Origin of the sequence: Janthinobacterium sp. CG_23.4, assembly GCF_029892305.1 — a bacterium.
Lineage (GTDB): Bacteria > Pseudomonadota > Gammaproteobacteria > Burkholderiales > Burkholderiaceae_D > Janthinobacterium > Janthinobacterium lividum_D.
In genome coordinates this window covers 1,725,494-1,741,951 of the sequence record NZ_JARXUX010000001.1, presented here as the reverse complement: position 1 = coordinate 1,741,951, position 16,458 = coordinate 1,725,494, and the positions used below count along the sequence as shown (strand labels likewise).

At 61.2% G+C, this 16,458-nt stretch carries 12 protein-coding genes; 1 reads left to right on the top strand and 11 read right to left on the bottom strand.

Annotated elements, in window-relative coordinates; translation table 11 throughout:
- Positions 1-90 precede the first annotated feature (90 nt).
- Positions 91-1,683 carry a methyl-accepting chemotaxis protein gene (locus H4V96_RS07915; RefSeq protein ID WP_280720843.1) on the bottom strand — a complete coding sequence of 531 codons (1,593 nt, stop codon included), beginning with the start codon at positions 1,681-1,683 and terminating at the stop codon, positions 91-93.
- A 497-nt stretch (positions 1,684-2,180) separates the two neighbouring features.
- Between H4V96_RS07915 and H4V96_RS07910 the strand changes: the two genes are divergently transcribed.
- Positions 2,181-3,428, top strand: coding sequence for an integrase arm-type DNA-binding domain-containing protein (locus tag H4V96_RS07910; protein WP_334686054.1), 1,248 nt, complete (start codon positions 2,181-2,183; stop codon positions 3,426-3,428).
- Positions 3,429-3,647: 219 nt separating this feature from the next.
- Here H4V96_RS07910 and H4V96_RS07905 read toward each other — a convergent pair whose 3' ends face one another.
- From H4V96_RS07905 to H4V96_RS07860, 10 genes are all read right to left on the bottom strand, one after another.
- A complete protein-coding gene (locus tag H4V96_RS07905) occupies positions 3,648-4,043 on the bottom strand; it encodes a hypothetical protein (protein ID WP_196856795.1) in 396 nt (131 codons plus the stop codon).
- Positions 4,040-4,375 (bottom strand): DUF6527 family protein, encoded by a 336-nt coding sequence (locus H4V96_RS07900; RefSeq protein WP_280720842.1) that lies wholly within the window; start codon positions 4,373-4,375, stop codon positions 4,040-4,042. Before H4V96_RS07900 ends, H4V96_RS07905 begins: the two co-directional genes overlap by 4 nt.
- Positions 4,372-4,836: a D-Ala-D-Ala carboxypeptidase family metallohydrolase gene (locus tag H4V96_RS07895; RefSeq protein ID WP_196856794.1), complete on the bottom strand. Its 465-nt coding sequence runs from the start codon at positions 4,834-4,836 to the stop codon at positions 4,372-4,374. The genes H4V96_RS07900 and H4V96_RS07895 overlap by 4 nt, the downstream gene beginning before the upstream one ends.
- Entirely contained in the window at positions 4,833-5,261 is a 429-nt protein-coding gene (locus H4V96_RS07890; RefSeq protein WP_070345501.1) for a hypothetical protein, read from the bottom strand. The genes H4V96_RS07895 and H4V96_RS07890 overlap by 4 nt, the downstream gene beginning before the upstream one ends.
- Before the next feature lie 263 nt (positions 5,262-5,524).
- Positions 5,525-6,709, bottom strand: coding sequence for a hypothetical protein (locus H4V96_RS07885; RefSeq protein WP_196856793.1), 1,185 nt, complete (start codon positions 6,707-6,709; stop codon positions 5,525-5,527).
- Positions 6,709-7,539 (bottom strand): hypothetical protein, encoded by an 831-nt coding sequence (locus H4V96_RS07880; protein WP_196856792.1) that lies wholly within the window; start codon positions 7,537-7,539, stop codon positions 6,709-6,711. The genes H4V96_RS07885 and H4V96_RS07880 overlap by 1 nt, the downstream gene beginning before the upstream one ends.
- A complete protein-coding gene (locus H4V96_RS07875; RefSeq protein ID WP_280720841.1) occupies positions 7,540-8,127 on the bottom strand; it encodes a DUF4376 domain-containing protein in 588 nt (195 codons plus the stop codon).
- Complete coding sequence (locus tag H4V96_RS07870; RefSeq protein WP_196856790.1) at positions 8,124-9,506, bottom strand: hypothetical protein; 1,383 nt, start codon at positions 9,504-9,506, stop codon at positions 8,124-8,126. The genes H4V96_RS07875 and H4V96_RS07870 overlap by 4 nt, the downstream gene beginning before the upstream one ends.
- Positions 9,503-10,978 carry a hypothetical protein gene (locus H4V96_RS07865; protein WP_196856789.1) on the bottom strand — a complete coding sequence of 492 codons (1,476 nt, stop codon included), beginning with the start codon at positions 10,976-10,978 and terminating at the stop codon, positions 9,503-9,505. Before H4V96_RS07865 ends, H4V96_RS07870 begins: the two co-directional genes overlap by 4 nt.
- Complete coding sequence (locus H4V96_RS07860) at positions 10,975-16,341, bottom strand: tape measure protein (protein ID WP_280720840.1); 5,367 nt, start codon at positions 16,339-16,341, stop codon at positions 10,975-10,977. The genes H4V96_RS07865 and H4V96_RS07860 overlap by 4 nt, the downstream gene beginning before the upstream one ends.
- Between the last annotated feature and the right edge of the window lie 117 nt (positions 16,342-16,458).

The window sequence follows — 16,458 nt, the reverse complement described above, 5'->3', positions numbered from 1 at the left end:
ACAAATGCAAGAATGATGCGCGCGCTGGCCGCTTGCAACAAGCAAGCCGCTTCAGCGGTCCGCGCGCCAAAGCGCCGCCAGCCCGAGCATCTACGCAGGCGTGGCAGGCACGCCGGCAGTGACGCCCGCGAGGAGCTTGAACACCCCCACTTCGCGCACCAGGCTGGCAGCTTGCTCTTCCAGGCTGCCGGCAGCGGCCGCCGCCTCCTCGACCAAGGCGGCGTTCTGCTGCGTGACCTCATCCATCTGCGTGATGGCCTGGTTGACCTGTTCGATACCCAGGCTCTGCTCCTGGCTGGCGGCGGCGATTTCACTCATCAGGTCGACCACCCGCTTGACGGATGTCACTATCTTGTCCATCGTCGCACCCGCCTCGTCTACCAGCTTGCTGCCCGCATCAACGCGGTCGACCGAATCGCTGATCATGGCCTTGATTTCGCGCGCGGCGCTGGCCGAACGTTGTGCCAGGTTGCGCACTTCGCTGGCGACGACGGCGAAACCGCGTCCTTGTTCGCCCGCCCTGGCCGCCTCCACAGCCGCATTCAAGGCCAGGATATTCGTCTGGAAAGCGATGCTATCGATCACATCGACAATATCGACGATCTTGCGCGAGCTGGCATTGATGGCACCCATCGTATCGACCACGCGCTCGACCACCTGCCCGCCCTGCACGGCAAATTGCGACGCCGACAGCACCAGCTCGTTGGCCTGCCTGGCATTGTCGGCATTCTGTTTGACCGTGCTGGTCAACTCCTTCATCGCAGAAGCCGTTTCTTCCAGCGAGCTCGCTTGCGCCTCCGTGCGCGAGGACAGATCGAAATTACCGGCCGCAATTTCGCGCGAAGCAAGAGTGATGCTTTGCGTGCTGCTGCGCACCTGCCCCACGGTGCGCGACAGGCTGCCATTCATCGCTTCGAGCGCCTGCAGCAATTGACCAGGCTCATCACAATAGAGCTTGTCGACGCGATTGGTCAGGTCGCCGGCCGCCACCATCTGGGCAGCCCGCAGCGCCTGCTGCAAAGGACCGGTAATGCTACGGCTGATCAAGACGGCGCCGGCGATACTGACGCCCAGCAATGCCAGCAGCAAGCCCGCCAGCAGCACCGTCGCCGAGCGCGCCCTATCGGCCGACTGGGTCTCGAACGCGCCCGAACGCTTGCTGGTAAGGTCGACGACCCGGTTGATGGCCACCAGATGGGCGTCGTAGTTGGCGCTCATGGCGCTCATGGCATTGGCCACAGCGGCCTTGTCCGCAGCCCGCAGCGCCGGGATGAAGCGCGTGAATGCCGTTTCATAGAATGCCACTGCAGGGGCATGCGACTGCGCCAGCAAGGCATCGGCGATGTCGGTATCGAGACCTTGGCCACGCCAGAACTGATGGCGCGTGTCGTATTCGCCCTTCAAGACCTTCAGGCGCTCGACCAATTTGTCTTGCGCCGCCCGGTCTTCGGACGCCATCAGCTGAAAGGCCACCAAATAGGATTCGAGGATGTATTCGGGCGGCGGCAGCACATCGGCCACAAGGTCCTTGCCCTGCACAATACGCTGGTACACGGGCCCATTGACTTTCAATTCGCCGAGTACGCGCAGCGACAAGCCGCCATACACGATCAGGCCCAGCGAAAAAATGGCGACCAACAAGGCCAGCCTGTGCGACAGTTTTAATTGGCGAAGTAGCTGCATTTGCGTATTCCCTTCGTAATCCGGACCATGCCCACAATGCCGTTGGCATATGCCGCACTGGTCAGAATGAAGTTTCTGCGCAGCATTTGTTGATTATGCAATTTTTAAAGAAGCTTGGGGAGAGTCAGGCAAAAAAAGAATGACTGCAGGGGACAGGTGCTGCCGAGCCCGGTGTATTTGCTACGCCGCTACCAAGCAGTCGATATTACTGCCAAGCACCGGGAAAAATTTTCGCGCATGCGCGTGCGCCGTGGGCAGAAAACCAATGGGAGCGCAATGCGGGGAGTGGAAATGAAAAAACCCGCCGAAGCGGGTTTTTAAAAATACTGGCGGAGACGGTGTCCGCCTAAGCGATGTTCGCCAAACGTCGCTTGATGCCCCTACGCCCTTGAATTCATGCGATTTTTTTGCCAATTAGTCCGCATGGTGCCGCTTGATTGCGTTAAAATCCGCACTCTATATGTGGGTAGGAATGGGGGTAGGCTATGGCGCGAACGGTGGAAAAATTGACTGCGCTAGCGGTAAGCCGCGCAAAAATGCCCGGATATTTTGGCGATGGCGCCGGCCTGTATTTGCAGGTATCGAAGACGGGAACCAAAAGCTGGATATTCCGCTACACGCGCGAGCGCAAGAAGCGCGAGATGGGCCTGGGCGCCGTGCACACTGTAACCCTGGCCGAGGCGCGTGGCAAGGCACGAGATTGCCGTGCGCTGCTGCTGGATGGGAAAGACCCCCTGGAGACGCGCGCGGCCGACAAGCTCAGTGATGCTCTGGACAAGGCCCGGGCAATCACGTTCAGCCAATGCGCCGCCGCCTACATCGCCGCACACCGTGGCAGCTGGAAGAACTTCAAGCATGCTGAGCAGTGGGAAAATACGCTGGCGACGTATGCAGATCCTTTTATCGGGGAGTTGCCGGTGGCCGCAGTCGACACTGGCATGGTGGTCAAGGTACTCAGCCCTATCTGGCAGGAAAAGACCGAGACGGCCACCAGGCTGCGCGGACGCATCGAGAGCATCCTGGATTGGGCAACCGTCAGCAAGTACCGCGTGGGCGAAAACCCAGCCCGATGGCGTGGCCACCTGGATAACCTGCTGGCAGATCCCGGTAAGCTGGGGCGGGTAAAGCACCACGCTGCCCTGCCGTGGCAGGATATAGGCGAATTCATGGAAGAGTTGCGCCAGCGCGAAGGCGTGTCGGCTCGCGCCGTGGAGTTTGTGATTCTGACAGCCGCCCGATCTGGCGAGGTTCGTGGAGCGGTTTGGGAAGAAATAGACCTCGACTACGCGCTGTGGACAATTCCAGCGATTCGGATGAAGGCAGGCCGGGAGCATCGCATTCCATTGTCGGCCGAGGCGATCACGCTGCTCAAGCAGCTGCCGCGCGTCGACAAGCATATTTTCCCGGGGAGTAGAAAAGCAACACCCCTATCCGACATGAGCCTGACGGCCGTGCTGCGCAGGATGGGTCGAAACGAGATCACCGTGCACGGCTTCCGGTCGACGTTCCGGGATTGGTGCTCGGAATCGGTGGCCAACTCGTTCCCGCGCGAGGTTTGCGAGCATGCGCTGGCGCACAGCTTGCCAGACAAGGTCGAGGCAGCGTATCGCAGGGGTGATCTGCTGGAGAAACGGATTTTACTCATGCAAGTGTGGGCAAACTACTGCAATGCAGTGCCTGCTGTGGCCAGTGTGACGTCGATCCGTGGGGCTTCAGTGTTGGCGGCTACCGACACCCAGCAATAATTGCTTCCAAATGGGACTCATATGCTCGGCCGCGCGGCCAGTCCCGCGCCAACGCCAGGACGATCTCGCCATCCGTTGCCGCTGGCGCCAGCTGGTCGAACTCATAGACCGGCCGCCTCGGCAGCACCTTTACACATGGTGTAAAGACAGGGACTTCGACCCGCTGCACTACCGGCGGCGCGCTGCCACACCCGGCCAGCAGCAATACAAGCATCCATTTCATCGCACGCCCTCCAGTAGCAGCCTGACGGCCGGCATCGCCTCATCGCAGGTCGTGGCGCGCGCGCCAGCGATCCGCGCCAGGGCCGCGTCATACTTCTTGCCCTTGGCAACGGCGGCCGCCTGCGCGACAGCGCCGCGCTCCTGCGCCGCTAGGGTTGCCTTGGCCATGCCATCGATGGCGCGGTTTTGCTCGGTGATCGACGCCCGCAGCGCAGCGCTGACGCCCTGCTCCTGCACCAGCGCAGCGCGCGCGGTGTCACGGTCGCCAGCGGCCAGCCACCAGCCGGCGCCGGTGGAGCTGGCCACCAGCAGCAGCGCGGCGGCAAGGATGACGGCGGCGGCCTTCCAGATACCGCTGACGGCGGCGCCCGCCAGCGCGCTGATGGCGCTCAAGATGCCCGCCAATCTGGCATTTCAACAGTCTGGCTAGCCAGCTCATGGTAGCAATCGCCGAGAAACTGGATCCGACCATCGATGACGAATGAATGGCACACCTCCGGCGGATCCCCCTCTTCTTTCACAAATGACGAATCGACCGCGCGACCTGTCGTGACCAGCACAGAAGGCGAAAACGTTGGTCTATCGCCGTTGCCATTGAACGACCAGGCGGGGCCGGACCAGCCTTGTCCGGCTTCGTGGACGACGTGATCATAGCTGCAACCGGGGCAATGAAACATCAGCCCGCCCAGCTGGCTGCGCCAAAGCTTGCTGCCCAGGGCGCTCACGGCCGCACCTGCAAGATGCCAGCGCGCGTGCCATGGCGGTCAATGGTGATGATGCGGTTGATCGGCTTGGCCACCATCTTCGTGCTGACGTGTATCCAGGTCAGTTCGTTGATGATCTGGCCGATGCCGAACTCGTCCAGCTTGGGCAATAGCGCCTGGCATACCTGGTACGGCGTCATGCGCAGCGCCTTGAAGTCGGCCGCCATGCCGCGCACATGGTCGCTGCCATCGCTGCTGCCAATGCCGCGATTCACCGGAATCGAGCGGTAGCCGCTGATATTGGTCAGCGGCGTGTCGATGCCTGCGCAGGCCGTCAGGTAGTTGCGGATGCGCTGGAGCATCTCGGCCGTGCGCTGCAGTTCGGTCAGCACAGCGGGCGGTGGCGTATTATCGACACCGTGGCGCGCGGCCCAGTCGGAGGCGGTCAGTTCCTGCAGGGTGAAATTCTTGGTCAGGTTCACAGGCCACCCCGCACGTCCTTGAAGTCGGCGGCCGCATCGCGCGCCAGCTCGCCGATATCCTTGTCGCGGCGCTTGTCGAACCATCGTACGGTGGCGCCCAGTATCCACCAGGCAGGCAAGCCAGCGGCGACCATCAGCGGCGCGGCGATGAATAGGAAGCCAAAGGCCGGATCGCTGCCGTACAGCACGGCCACGGCGCGTGCGCTGTCGAACAGGCCCGGCATCCAGTTGCGCACGACTACGACCAGGGCTGGACCCATCAGGGCGGAAAACAGAATGGTGACGAAGAAGCGCACGAAGGCTTCCTTGGCAGATTTAGGCCACATGAACATGAATCCCAGTGAGGTTGCGGCAGCGCCGGCGAGGACCGGGATGCCAAAAATTTTAATCAATGCGCCGCCGGCGGCGGTTGTTTCGATGGCCATGTAGTGCCTTTCAGGTGGTGGAAATGAAAAAACCCGCCGAAGCGGGTTTATGGTGGAGTGCTGCGCTAAAAATTATGGAGTTGCTGGCTCAGCGTACGGCGGGAAAGCAGGTGCGCCGTCGATAGGTGGGTCCTCCTGTTCCGGCGTATTGCCTTCCGCCAACCAGGATAAATAAGCCTGGTAGTCTTGATTCTCAGGGTCCCGTGGTACATAGGCGTTATCGGCCAAGCGAATAACGTAGGCACCATTTAATTGTTTATACATCATAGCTCCGCAATTCTAATGACAGTGAATGATCCGTTGGCCATAAGCATAACCGCGTCACCTGCGACGTATCGCGTGGTGGAGTAGCCAACGCGGATTGAAAGTCCAGATGGCCCGTAACCCGGCTGATCCGGCCCCGTAACCATTTCCCCTCCCAGCCTTGACAACGCTCCAGAAAATGAGAGAGTAGGTGACACTCGCATCGCGCCCGACAGCGGCACCAAAACGTACGCGGTATCAGTGCTATACGCCTGCCCAGTGCCGACAACCACGTTATGGCCGAACGCATCCCTCCTGTAGTAGTACTGACAAAGGCTGAGCTCTAGGCTATATGGCCTGCGCTCTAACGGGGTTGCAGTGTTTGCTATCTCTAGCTGCACATTTGCAAGCCCCCCTTCCTGCCCAGCACCGAAAGCTAGGGGGGCGTTTGCGCCTATAGGGAACACCGCTAAACCCGTAGTCGCTGCTGCGGGAACTGCAAACCGCGCTGTAACACGAGTCCACGCGGCATTTGGTATTGTTGCCACTGGGTCTAGCGAGGGGATGAACGTTATGGCCTGCCACGAGTCTTCTGCCCCTGTGGAGTACCCTAGTTGCGGGGCAATGCTCCTACTTGCCCCTGTGGACTGATATACAAGAAAAGATAAGACGACAGCAGTGCCAGCCATGTCTTGGCAGTTTATAGCCTCGATGCGCTGCTGTGCCTGTACGTAAGTGTTACCAGCAGCCCCTGCCCATGTTAGCGCTCGGAGCTTGCCATCAATATCTAATGGCCGTTGCTCCCAGTTCACCGCAGTCCCTGCCGAGATTAAGTGCCACCGATCTAAGGAGATACCAAACCAGACGCTCGCCCCGCTGATTCCACGTTGAGCCACACGCATACAGCCGTTATGGATGCGGTTTTTCATGCCCGTACTGTTTATGCTCGCCTTTAAATCCAGCGCAGCTTTTTGCTCAGTGCTGACCGGCTTGTCTGCGTCCGCAGTATTGTCGACAGCCCCCAGCCCCACATCGGCCTTGCTGCCCGATGTGGCCACGGCTGCCAACACGGGCTTGTTCTTGATTTCTTTGACCGAGCCCGGCGCCGCGTTCCAGTCGGGCTGAATTGGCAGCAGCTGCCCTTCAGCCAACTGATTGAGCTTGTCTAGCCAGTCCCGCATGCCAGGAGTAAAAATATCTGCCATTACAGTTCCTCGATATCAAGCGATGTTGCATAGGTTTTAAAGTACGGCGCCGAAATGGCGGCCAGTTCGCTGAGGCGGCCATATAGCTGGTGGGTTTGCTCCAACTCAGGATCAGCATCATCGGGAAACAGGCTCACCAGAATCGGCAGGCGCTTTCCGCTGCCGCGCACCAGGCGCCAGACTGCAGCGCGATCTGTCGGCGTCATGTGATCGAGCGGCAACGACAGCTTGCGGTAGCTGCAGCCAGCCTCGACGCCCTGCTCGCCGGAAGCCTTGCGGTACTGGGTCGACGTGTCGACGGGCGTCACGCTGGCGCCGTAGCTGGCGTTGTTATCAGGCTCCCAGTAGTTCCCCATCACCAGGCGCGAGCACTCGATGTAGCCAGCGGGGTTGCCGGGGTCGGCCAGCTCGATCACAAAATAGCGCGCGGTCTGGCGCGGGAACCAGGCCCGCGCATAGGTGCCACCACCAAATGAAAAGGCATTGACTGCCAGCGCCGTGGCTCCCCAGTCCCAAGCGCCCAGCGGCGCGTAGGCGCATGCCAGCACTAGGCCGGTATCGATCACCGGAACAGCATCCCCGGACGCGGTATAGCCGCGCACACGGATCTTGGCATTCGAAGTCAGGTTGCAGAACGGCAGGACCACGACGCCTATAATCTCGCCCAGCGGCAGCGTGGCGGTAATGGTCAGCGCCGTGCCGACAGAGCGCAGCACGGCTGACTTGCGTTCTCGCTGCAGGTTGCTCGGGCCAAGCGCGCCGGCCTGGCTCGATGCGGTGAGCGCCGCGCGGTCGGCAGCGTTGTCGTAGATGATGCGAAGATTTCCCATTTACGACGCCTCCTGCCAGATCACCGCCTCGATGGCGGTGTGTGATGTGGCCGCATCGAGTTGCTCGCGCAATGCCTGGCCTTGGTCGACGATACGCTGCACATGCAGTCCGGCCGCCGCGCCCAGCGCCATGGTGCTGGCACCGTCGAACGTACGGGTGGTATTGTCGGCCAGCACCCATGTCACGCTGTACGGCTCGCCTGCGGCAACAGCCATCAAGGCCAGCATGGCGGCGCCCGTGATGCGGCCAATCGACACGGCGTCGCTATCGAACCGCGCGCCGCCAAACGTGAAGCCGCCGGCCAATGCCGCATCGCGCGCTGCTTTGATCAACGCCCATCGCCGCTGGCGACATGCGTCGATGGTGCTGTCATTCTCGACCCATGCCGGCGCCACACCATTCCAACGCAATACCGCTGTGGGGCTTGGCGGGTTGCCGAAAACCAGAGGCCGCTGCCAGGGGAAGTACTCGATCCCCTCTTCCTCATTCGGTGGTGGTGGCAAAGGCCCGGTAAAATCGGCTGGATCTGGACGGCCGCACGCATACAGCACGCGGCCATCGGCATCCACGGCAATAAATTGTGTCATGTGAAATTCACTATAAAGTTGAAAGACCGGGTTTGCGTTTGCCCGGTGTTGGTGTCGGTGCAGGTGCAAATGGCGTAGAGGTCAAATTCGCCGGTCACGCCGCGCCCGGAAACCCCCGGCAGTACCTGCGCATTGGTGTAATTGTTTGTCGACACCCAGGCAAAGGTGCTGCCCTCCAAGCGCCATAGATAGCTGAAACTCCCGCTGCCATTGGTCGCCACTGCCGTATAAGTGCCGGCGAAACCGTCTACGGTATTGCGCCCCATCGTGAAGTAGTTGCCGGATGCGCTAGGGGAAATGACCAGATCAAAACTGGCAATTTTTGGATTGACGACATATAAATTATTGCCATCCCATCGGATACCAGCACCTCCACCTTGGCCCAGGCTGAATTTGGGGATGCCTACGTCAATGCCCAGCCAAAATCCATTTCCGACGTTGAAGCCCGTCTGCCCCGAGGAAATGGAGCCGCCGGGAGCAATCGTCACGGCGCCAAACGAACCGGTTACGGCCGAGAGTTTCCCCGAGTAGCTGGCCTGGCCGCCCTCCACCTTCAGTCCCGGCATATAAAGGTTGCCATCTGCCCGGGCCTCAAAGTATTTCCCCGTGCTGTAGCAGCCCATGAGCAGCCCAGCGGAACTAAGGTGGAAACCGCCGAGGCCATTGGTGGGCCATGCGTAGTCCTTGGTCAGGTACCCAGGGCCGCCATAGATCGTGACCGCCCTCAAGGTGCCCGCCGTAACCTCCCCGAGATCCGCACTGATCGCGCTCAGCCTTCCCACTTTCAATGCATTCAGGTACGGCGCGCTCCACAAGGTCGTGCCGCTGGCCGGGTTGAAAATCCCATCAGACCGGTACAGCGATTCGCCCGCGGCGAATTCTTGCGGCGAGCCCTCCCATACAGTGCCTGCGCCCCAAGTGTTGAGCGGCGGGTACGATGTGCTTCCGGCCGTGCTGATCGTTGCCGGCGCGCTGGCCAGCGAGGATAAGCTGGTCTTGCTGTAGCAGACGCGCGTGGAGTTGCCAGTCACGCCATCGAAAATCTTGCTCACCGTCTGGCTGGCGGTGTAGGTCAGGCCATCGACCACGATGCGGGCCGTGATCACGGTCGTATTGCTGGCCATGTCTGCGTAGCGCAGCGTTGCGACGTTGCCTGCAAGTTCGAGCACGCTGCCATCGCTGGTGCTGATATCGACCGTCCCCGCCATATTCAGCATTGCCGCCGTGAACGTGATGGCTGCCGGGCTGGCCAAGCCCGTTGCCGCTACCTTGAACGCCTGCCCCGTGGCCGCCAGCAGCAGCACGCGGTCAGTGGCCGGCGCGAAGCGCGGCACGGTGTTCATGATGATGTTGTCGCGCTCTCCTGCAATGGTCCTCATACCAGCACCCCCACGGTGACACGGCCGGTCAGCCAATAGCGCGACAGCAACACCACCACACCCGGCAAACCATCCTGCAGGCCGAAGCGCGCATCGCGCAGCAGCACAGGCTGCCCCAGTTCAAGCATCATTAATTCAGGCTCCCCGTCAAGTTCATAAATGGTGCGCGGCACCTTGTTCATCGCCAGGCGCCGCGCCGCCTCGGCCCGCGCATCGGCGCGCGATTTGAGGCACGTCTCGATCTGCACCGGGTCATCGGTCAAGCGGTAGCGCGCACGCACCGCAGCATCGACCACTGTTTCGGTCAGCCATTCTGCGGCATACAGCTCGGCATGCGCCGGCGGCAGCGAGGTGACAAGGCCGGCCTGCACTGTGTAGTTGAGGTCAAAGGCGATCTTGACGGCAGCGGCCACAGGCAGACGCTGGACCGGGCGCAACGAGTGCTCCAGCATCTGGTCCGGCCCGATCTCAATCGGCACGCCGATAGCGGGCAAGGTGATTTGCACCAGGCGCAACTTGCCCGTGCGCGACATTAGCGCCTGGGCGCCCACACTGGCCGCCAGTTGCTGGATGGCCTGCGCCTGGTTCGTTCGGTCCGCAACGTACAGGCCCACCTTTTGCGGGTGAGCGGCGTCGAAGGCGGCTAGGTTGTCCAGGTCCAGGTCATCCAGAGTGAAGCGGTCAGCTGCCTTGCCGTAGCCGGTGGCAATGCGCTGCACCAGCGGCGCGATGCGCGGAGCGTAGCCGCCAACGTTGTCGCCCTGCACGCTGACGGTGACAGCGTTGGCCAGCGGGTTGATCGGCAGCGTGAAGCGCCCCGTGGCGGCATTGACAACGGTCGGCACCGGCTTGCCGCTGGTGCGCGCCTCGTCATTGACGAACCACTCGACCGGCCCCAAAAATCCATACTCCGGAGTATTTGGGTTGATCAGCAACGGCGTCACGTTGTGACATTCGCCGAACGGAATCGGCAAGATTGCGTCCTTGTTTGGCGACGTGCCGCCCAGCTTGGCCTCGGTGATGGGCGTATTTAAGCGCTGCATCTTGTCGCGCAGCACCAGGTTGATGGTTTCCCGACTGGAACTGCCAACGTCATCAATGATGCCGTCAAACACTAGGCGGAAGTCGGCGCGCGGCCAACTAGGGTCGCCAGCCCAGGCTTTGATGGCACGGTTGCGCCAGACATCAAGCAACCAGCCATCAAGCGCGCCATCGCCGTTGTCCAGCTCAATGTCGCCACCCGATAGACCAGCTTCACCCGTCAAGCTGACCTGCTCGGTGAAAGCCAGGCCGCCAGTGGCCAGCGGCAGATACTCGGTGTTGGCTGGCACTTCGGTCGGCCCGGTGACGTACGGCCGCGAGGCGATGTAACGCGTCACCTCGCTGCCTGCCACGTTCACCTGCGCCTCAATCAGCACCATGCGGGTGGCTGACGGGCTTTGCAGCCATTGTAGAAATTGCTCATCGGTCATGCGTATTCACCTTTCACTGTATTGGCCCAGGCTGAGCCCTTGGCTGATTTGTCGACACCAGCCACAACCGTTTTCGCCGCTTTGTCGTTCGATTCGACGGTGGCCTGGATGGTGGCGCCGGTTTGCTTGTCCTGATCGGCACGGTGCGCAGCCACTTCCGCGCGCAGCAGCTTGATCTCGGCCACCAGGGCGTCGGTGTTGCCGCCGCCCTGGCTTGGTGCGCCACCGAAGTAGCGGCGCATGACTGCAGCAGCTTGTGCATCCATAACCACTTCGCCGCGGTGCAGCTCGGCCGCGTAGCCGTCAAACGGCACGTTGGCCAAGCCGCCGGCATGGGAGCCGTCGAACTTCACGCCCAGGCCAGTCGCCGTGCCCATCGCCGCATGCAGGTTGGCGATGGCTTGCGCCACCGTCAGCACGCTGTCGTTGATGGTGATCAGGCCCGACACCTGGGCCTTGAGGGCATCCAGGCTGGCCTGCTGCACGTCGACCTGGGCCGAGGCCCATTTCAATGCCTCGTTGTTGGCGGCCACCACACGGGCGTAATCTGCCGCGTAGCGAGCATCCGTAGCGTTGACCACCTGCGAGGCCGTCAGGAATGCCTGCTCGGCAGCCGACAGGCCGGACTGCGCCGTCGTGTCGCCGGCATTGGCCGCCGCCAGGGTCTTCTCGAACTGGGCGCGCGCCTCGGCGTACTTCTGCTCCGGCGTCAGGATGGACTGGTTGCCCAGGGCCATGCTGGCGTTCAGGCCATTGAGCGTGGTCACCCACGATTTCGACTTGTCGAGCGCAGCCTTGGCGGCGGTCGATTCGGTTTCGTAGGCTTTGGCCAGCGCATCCTTGGCCGAAACAACAGCCTTGGCGGCCTGCACCTGGTCGAACAGCGCACGGTTGACGGCGGCGATGCTGGAGCGCTGGATGGCCAGCAGTTCAGTTTCGCTTTTCGTCAATTCGTTCAGCTGCTGCAGCAAATCCTTGCGCTCGCTGGCGATTTCGCTGGCAGTCTTGTTCACTGCCGAGAGATCCCCGGTTGCCGCCGCCAGCTCAGCTGCGTAATCGGCAGCCTTCTTGAATGGTTCAGCAATGGCGATCAGCTGCGCATACATGGCCTGGCCAGCGGCCGTGTTCAAGTCCTGCGCCAGCACCAGGGCCTTGAACTGCTCGCTAGTCGTTACGCTGGATTGGCCCAGGGCGGCCATGGCCTGCTGTACCGATTTGGTAATCGGCGCCATCTGTTCGGCCTCGCTCAGGAAGTTCTGCACGAAATAGCTGGTGCCACTGGTCAGCTTGTCAAGACCGCCAGTTGCGGCAATCAAGCCTTCGCTGAGCGCCACCGCGCCCAGGCCGGTCGTGTTGAACGACTTGCCCAGCACGGCCAATACGTCGGACACCTGCATGTAGTCGTTGGTGACGCGCACCAGCGTTTCCAGATAGCCTTCGCCGACAGCCTGGTATTGCTGCAGGCCGCCCACGCCAAACTTGGCCATGTCGTCGCCCATCTTGGAAAATGCGGTTTCCAGTGCTTTCTGCTGCTTTTCGCCCGTTAGCCCTTTCAGGCTGATCTTGCCCAGATCGACGACGAAAGTATTCAATTTGGCATTAAAAACATCGCCGCCCATGCCCAACACATCCGCTGCACTGCGGATCGTATTGCCCATGCTGCTGATGATCATGCTGAACTGCTGGTTCATTTCGGTCGACAGGGCAGCTACCTGGGTGCTGTCCTTGCTGCTGTAGCTGATGCCAAACGCCTTTTTCTTCGTATTGACATCAGCGTATGCCTGGGCCGTGAAGCCTAGCGCATCGACATTGCCCAGCGACATGGTCTTTCCGGTAATGCCCTGATCTTTGATGGAAGTGGAAGTGTTGAACAGTTTCGACACTACACCGCCCAGCACCGCCCCAAGCACGGCGCCAACGGCCAGGCCCAGCGGACCACCAATGGCGGCCATGCCCATGCCTAGGTATGTACCAAGCGCTGCGCCACCAACTCCCCCAGCAGCAACACCAGCGACGGTACCCAGGGTGCCGCCCAGCACTTTGGTGCCAGTCTGCACACCAGCTGCCGCACCGCCGCCTTCGGCCGTGACGCCCGAGCGCGCCAGCAGGTTGCCCAGATTGCCGATGCCGGCCACCATCTGCTTGAGCGAGGCATCCATGGAAATGGTGTGCACCAGGCCCAGCCCGGAATTCTTTTCCATGATGGCCAGGCTGTGGGCAATCGATTCCGATTTCGCGGACGAGTCGCCCAGCACCGAGCCGGTGCCGTTGGCAGCCTGGCGTTGTTCGGATACGCTGACGCTGCCGCCGCCTACGCCGCCCAGCATCTTGGCGCCGATGGCCACCACGGCCGCAAGTGTCGCGGCACCAGCGGCCAAGTTCATTGGGAACGGCAGCGAGGCCAAGGCCTTCACCACGGCCGTAATGCCCCAGGCGCTGGCTTCGGTTGCGGCCAGGCCTGTCGACGCGGCACTGGCAGCAGCCTCACCGCCCACCTTGGTGGCGTTTAGCGTCAGGTTGGCTGCCACCTCGGCTTCTTTGAAGAAGATCTTTTTGACCATCGATTCGACAGCCATCGCCATTTCGTAGGCCCGGAAAGCTTTTTCAGCGGTCTGCATCACCTTGTAGCCGGTGCTGTTTTCCTTGAAGAAGCCCTTGGCGGCGCTGGCCATGTCGCCGTACGACCGCACCTGCGCCTGCGCGCCCTGCTGCGCGGCCATGGCCTGCGCCTTGGCGATCTTGGTCGGATCGCCGGCGGCAGCCTTCATCGACGATGCGAGCTCCGCCGCGATGGCAGCTTGGCCGCGCGAAAAGCCGGTCAAGGCAGTGGTCATGCCGCCAATCGCTGAGCCCACGGCGCCAAAGCTGGCAGCCATGCCCGATGCGGCGTCCTTGGCTGCATTGTCGACCGCCGTCAGGATATCGAGCAGTTCCTTGGCTTTCGTTACATCGGATCCAGCATTAAGCGCGCCCAGCGTAGCCGCCGTGGTCGCCTTTTCCTTTTGCAGGCCGATCATGCGCATCAGGTGATTGACCTCCGCTTCGTCCAGGTCAAGGTCTTGCGGGCCGCGCCGCGCCAGGCGGTCTTCCAGGCGGGCCAGCGTCAGCGCCTCGATCTGCGCCTTGGTCAGGCCGAAGGTGGCGATCGCCTGCTTGTTGGCCTCGATCTCGTCGAACACCGACGCGGCATGCTTGTCGCGCTCTTCCTTCAGTTCCTGAATCGCCTTCTTCACGCTCTTGCCCGACAGCAGCAGAGCGTCTTCGGCAGCGACCTGGGCGATCAGCACGCGCGCGCGCTCGATGTCGGCCGTGTTCAATTTGGTCTTGTCGGCCAGGATGGCTGCATTCAGCTTGACCGTCATTTTTTGCGCATCGGTCATGCTGCTAAAGCCAAGCGCTTCGAGCTTGTTGGCCTCCAGTTTCTCTTGGATGGAGGCGACCAGGGTCTTGTAGGCGTTTTCTTCCTGCTTCAAGGCCTTGGCCGCGCTCTTGTCGGCATACTTCAAATTAATGCGCCCCAGCATCTCAGCGTACTGTGCAGCATTCATGTTGCGCGATTTCAGGTCCGCGATCTCGGCGGCGCGCTGCTCCTCACGGGTAGCGTAGATCTTTTTCCACTCGTTATAGGCTTCTTGCCCCATCATTTTCTCGGCGGCCGCGCCTTTCTCGCGCGATTTTGCGATTTTCGCGTTTATTACAGCAATTTCCTTATCAATTTCTCGCATCAGGTCCAATGCCATGCTCGAAGACGTACCCCTTGCCCCTTGTTCATACGCCGCACGACGGCGTTCTAAAGCTGCCAATTGCGCGTACGCATCCGCATATTTCTCGGCTTCTTCTTTCTTAACGCCTTTTCCCCGTAGGGCTATGATCGCTTCGTATTTCTCGATTTGCTTGTCGAGCACCTTATTGATGCGGATGGTGCCTTCCTCCAAGGATTCCACCGCCTCGACATTCGCCTTTTTCGCCGTCTTACCGAACGACTGCCACGCCAGGATCAACGCCCCGATCAGCAGGATTGCTGCGCCAAGTGGGCCACCAAGAAATGCTGTGGCTGCGCTGAGACCTCGCATGGCCCCCGCCAGTACGCCGGTGGCCCCGGCGAGGCCTGCTTTTGCTGCCGCCTGAGTGGTATCTGCCACTGCAATCTGTTCGCTAATCCTTTTTTGTTGCACGCCAAGGATAGCCAACTCTTTCAGCATGGCCGAACGGGCCGCTTCCGCCACAGCTAGTTCCGCCGTAGAAGTGCGCAGCACCATCAAAGCGTAGCTCTGTGCGCCAGCGGCTTCTGCCGCAACGATAGCGGCCTGGGCCGCACGAATATTTGCCTGAGCTTGGGACAGGCGCGCAATGGCTTCCGCGCGCGCTTCAACTATCGCCACCTGGGTGACAGCAAGTTGCGCCACTTTCGCGTCGGCCGCTACTACATCAGCCTGCATTTGTGCCACCGTTGCGGCGCGCAGCGCAATGCTCGCAGAAACCTGCTCATACGTTTTAGTCACCCATGTTGTCAACCAGGTACCGATCTGGTACGCAGTCAAAGTCTTGAGGATAATGACCAAGCCATCCAAATTCTCAGAAAGAAATTGAATGGCGCCAGTAATAAGCGCCACAGTACCGTTGGCCTGCGCCTGCATGCCGAAAAACTCCAGCATTTCATTCTTCAGCACCGTGAATGCGCCAGATATCGTCTGGATATTCTTGCTTTCCTCGCGCAACGATTCCAGCGCCTTCGGCAACACTGTGGCCATGATGTTGGAAGTGATCAGCCCCTCGCCTGCCATCGCCTTGAGCGCGCCCACCGGCAGGCCCATGCCGTCAGCCAGCGCCTTCATCAGGCGCGGCGCCGCCTCGTTCACCGCATTGAATTCCTCGCCGCGCAGCGTGCCGGAGGCGAATGCCTGCGACAACTGCAGCTGGGCCGATGCCGACTCAGTCGCCGTGGCGCCGCTCACGCGCAGCGCCAGGTTGACGGTCTCGGTAATGGCAGCCACTTGCTTTTGCGTTGTCCCGAGCTCCCGCGTGCCGTTGGCAATTCGGGCATACAGCACCCCCGTGCTGGCCAGATCCTGCTGCGAGGTCTTCGCAATGCGTTTGACGGCGTCGTAGGACGCGGCATAATCGGCCACTGACGTCGATGCCAGGCGCAGCTGGGCCGTGAACTTGGCGTATTCATCGGCCATCTTGATGATTTCGGCCAGGCCCGCACCGATACCGATGCCGGCCAGTGCCGTCTTCATGGCATTGGCGGCCGCGTTGATCCTGTCCTGTGTCTCCGTGACGACGCGGCGCGCCTGGGTCATATCATTCTGAAGCCGCGCAATGTCCGCCCGCAGGCGGATCTCCATGTCTCCGACAATCATTGCTTTTCCAATAACAAAAGGCCACCTCGCGGGCGGCATGAACGAAAAAAAACCCGCTGGCGGCGGGCGATTGGTATGTGATATTTACCGGTGATGCCTTGTAGTAATGCCGTTGCT

Excerpts from the sequence above, each read along its gene's own strand:
- H4V96_RS07890 (WP_070345501.1), bottom strand. The coding sequence starts at position 5,261 with ATGGCCATCGAAACAACCGCCGCCGGCGGCGCATTGATTAAAATTTTT.
- H4V96_RS07875 (WP_280720841.1), bottom strand. The coding sequence starts at position 8,127 with ATGACACAATTTATTGCCGTGGATGCCGATGGCCGCGTGCTGTATGCG.
- H4V96_RS07865 (WP_196856789.1), bottom strand. The coding sequence starts at position 10,978 with ATGACCGATGAGCAATTTCTACAATGGCTGCAAAGCCCGTCAGCCACC.
- H4V96_RS07915 (WP_280720843.1), bottom strand. The coding sequence starts at position 1,683 with ATGCAGCTACTTCGCCAATTAAAACTGTCGCACAGGCTGGCCTTGTTG.
- H4V96_RS07885 (WP_196856793.1), bottom strand. The coding sequence starts at position 6,709 with ATGGCAGATATTTTTACTCCTGGCATGCGGGACTGGCTAGACAAGCTC.
- H4V96_RS07880 (WP_196856792.1), bottom strand. The coding sequence starts at position 7,539 with ATGGGAAATCTTCGCATCATCTACGACAACGCTGCCGACCGCGCGGCG.
- H4V96_RS07870 (WP_196856790.1), bottom strand. The coding sequence starts at position 9,506 with ATGAGGACCATTGCAGGAGAGCGCGACAACATCATCATGAACACCGTG.
- H4V96_RS07860 (WP_280720840.1), bottom strand. The coding sequence starts at position 16,341 with ATGATTGTCGGAGACATGGAGATCCGCCTGCGGGCGGACATTGCGCGG.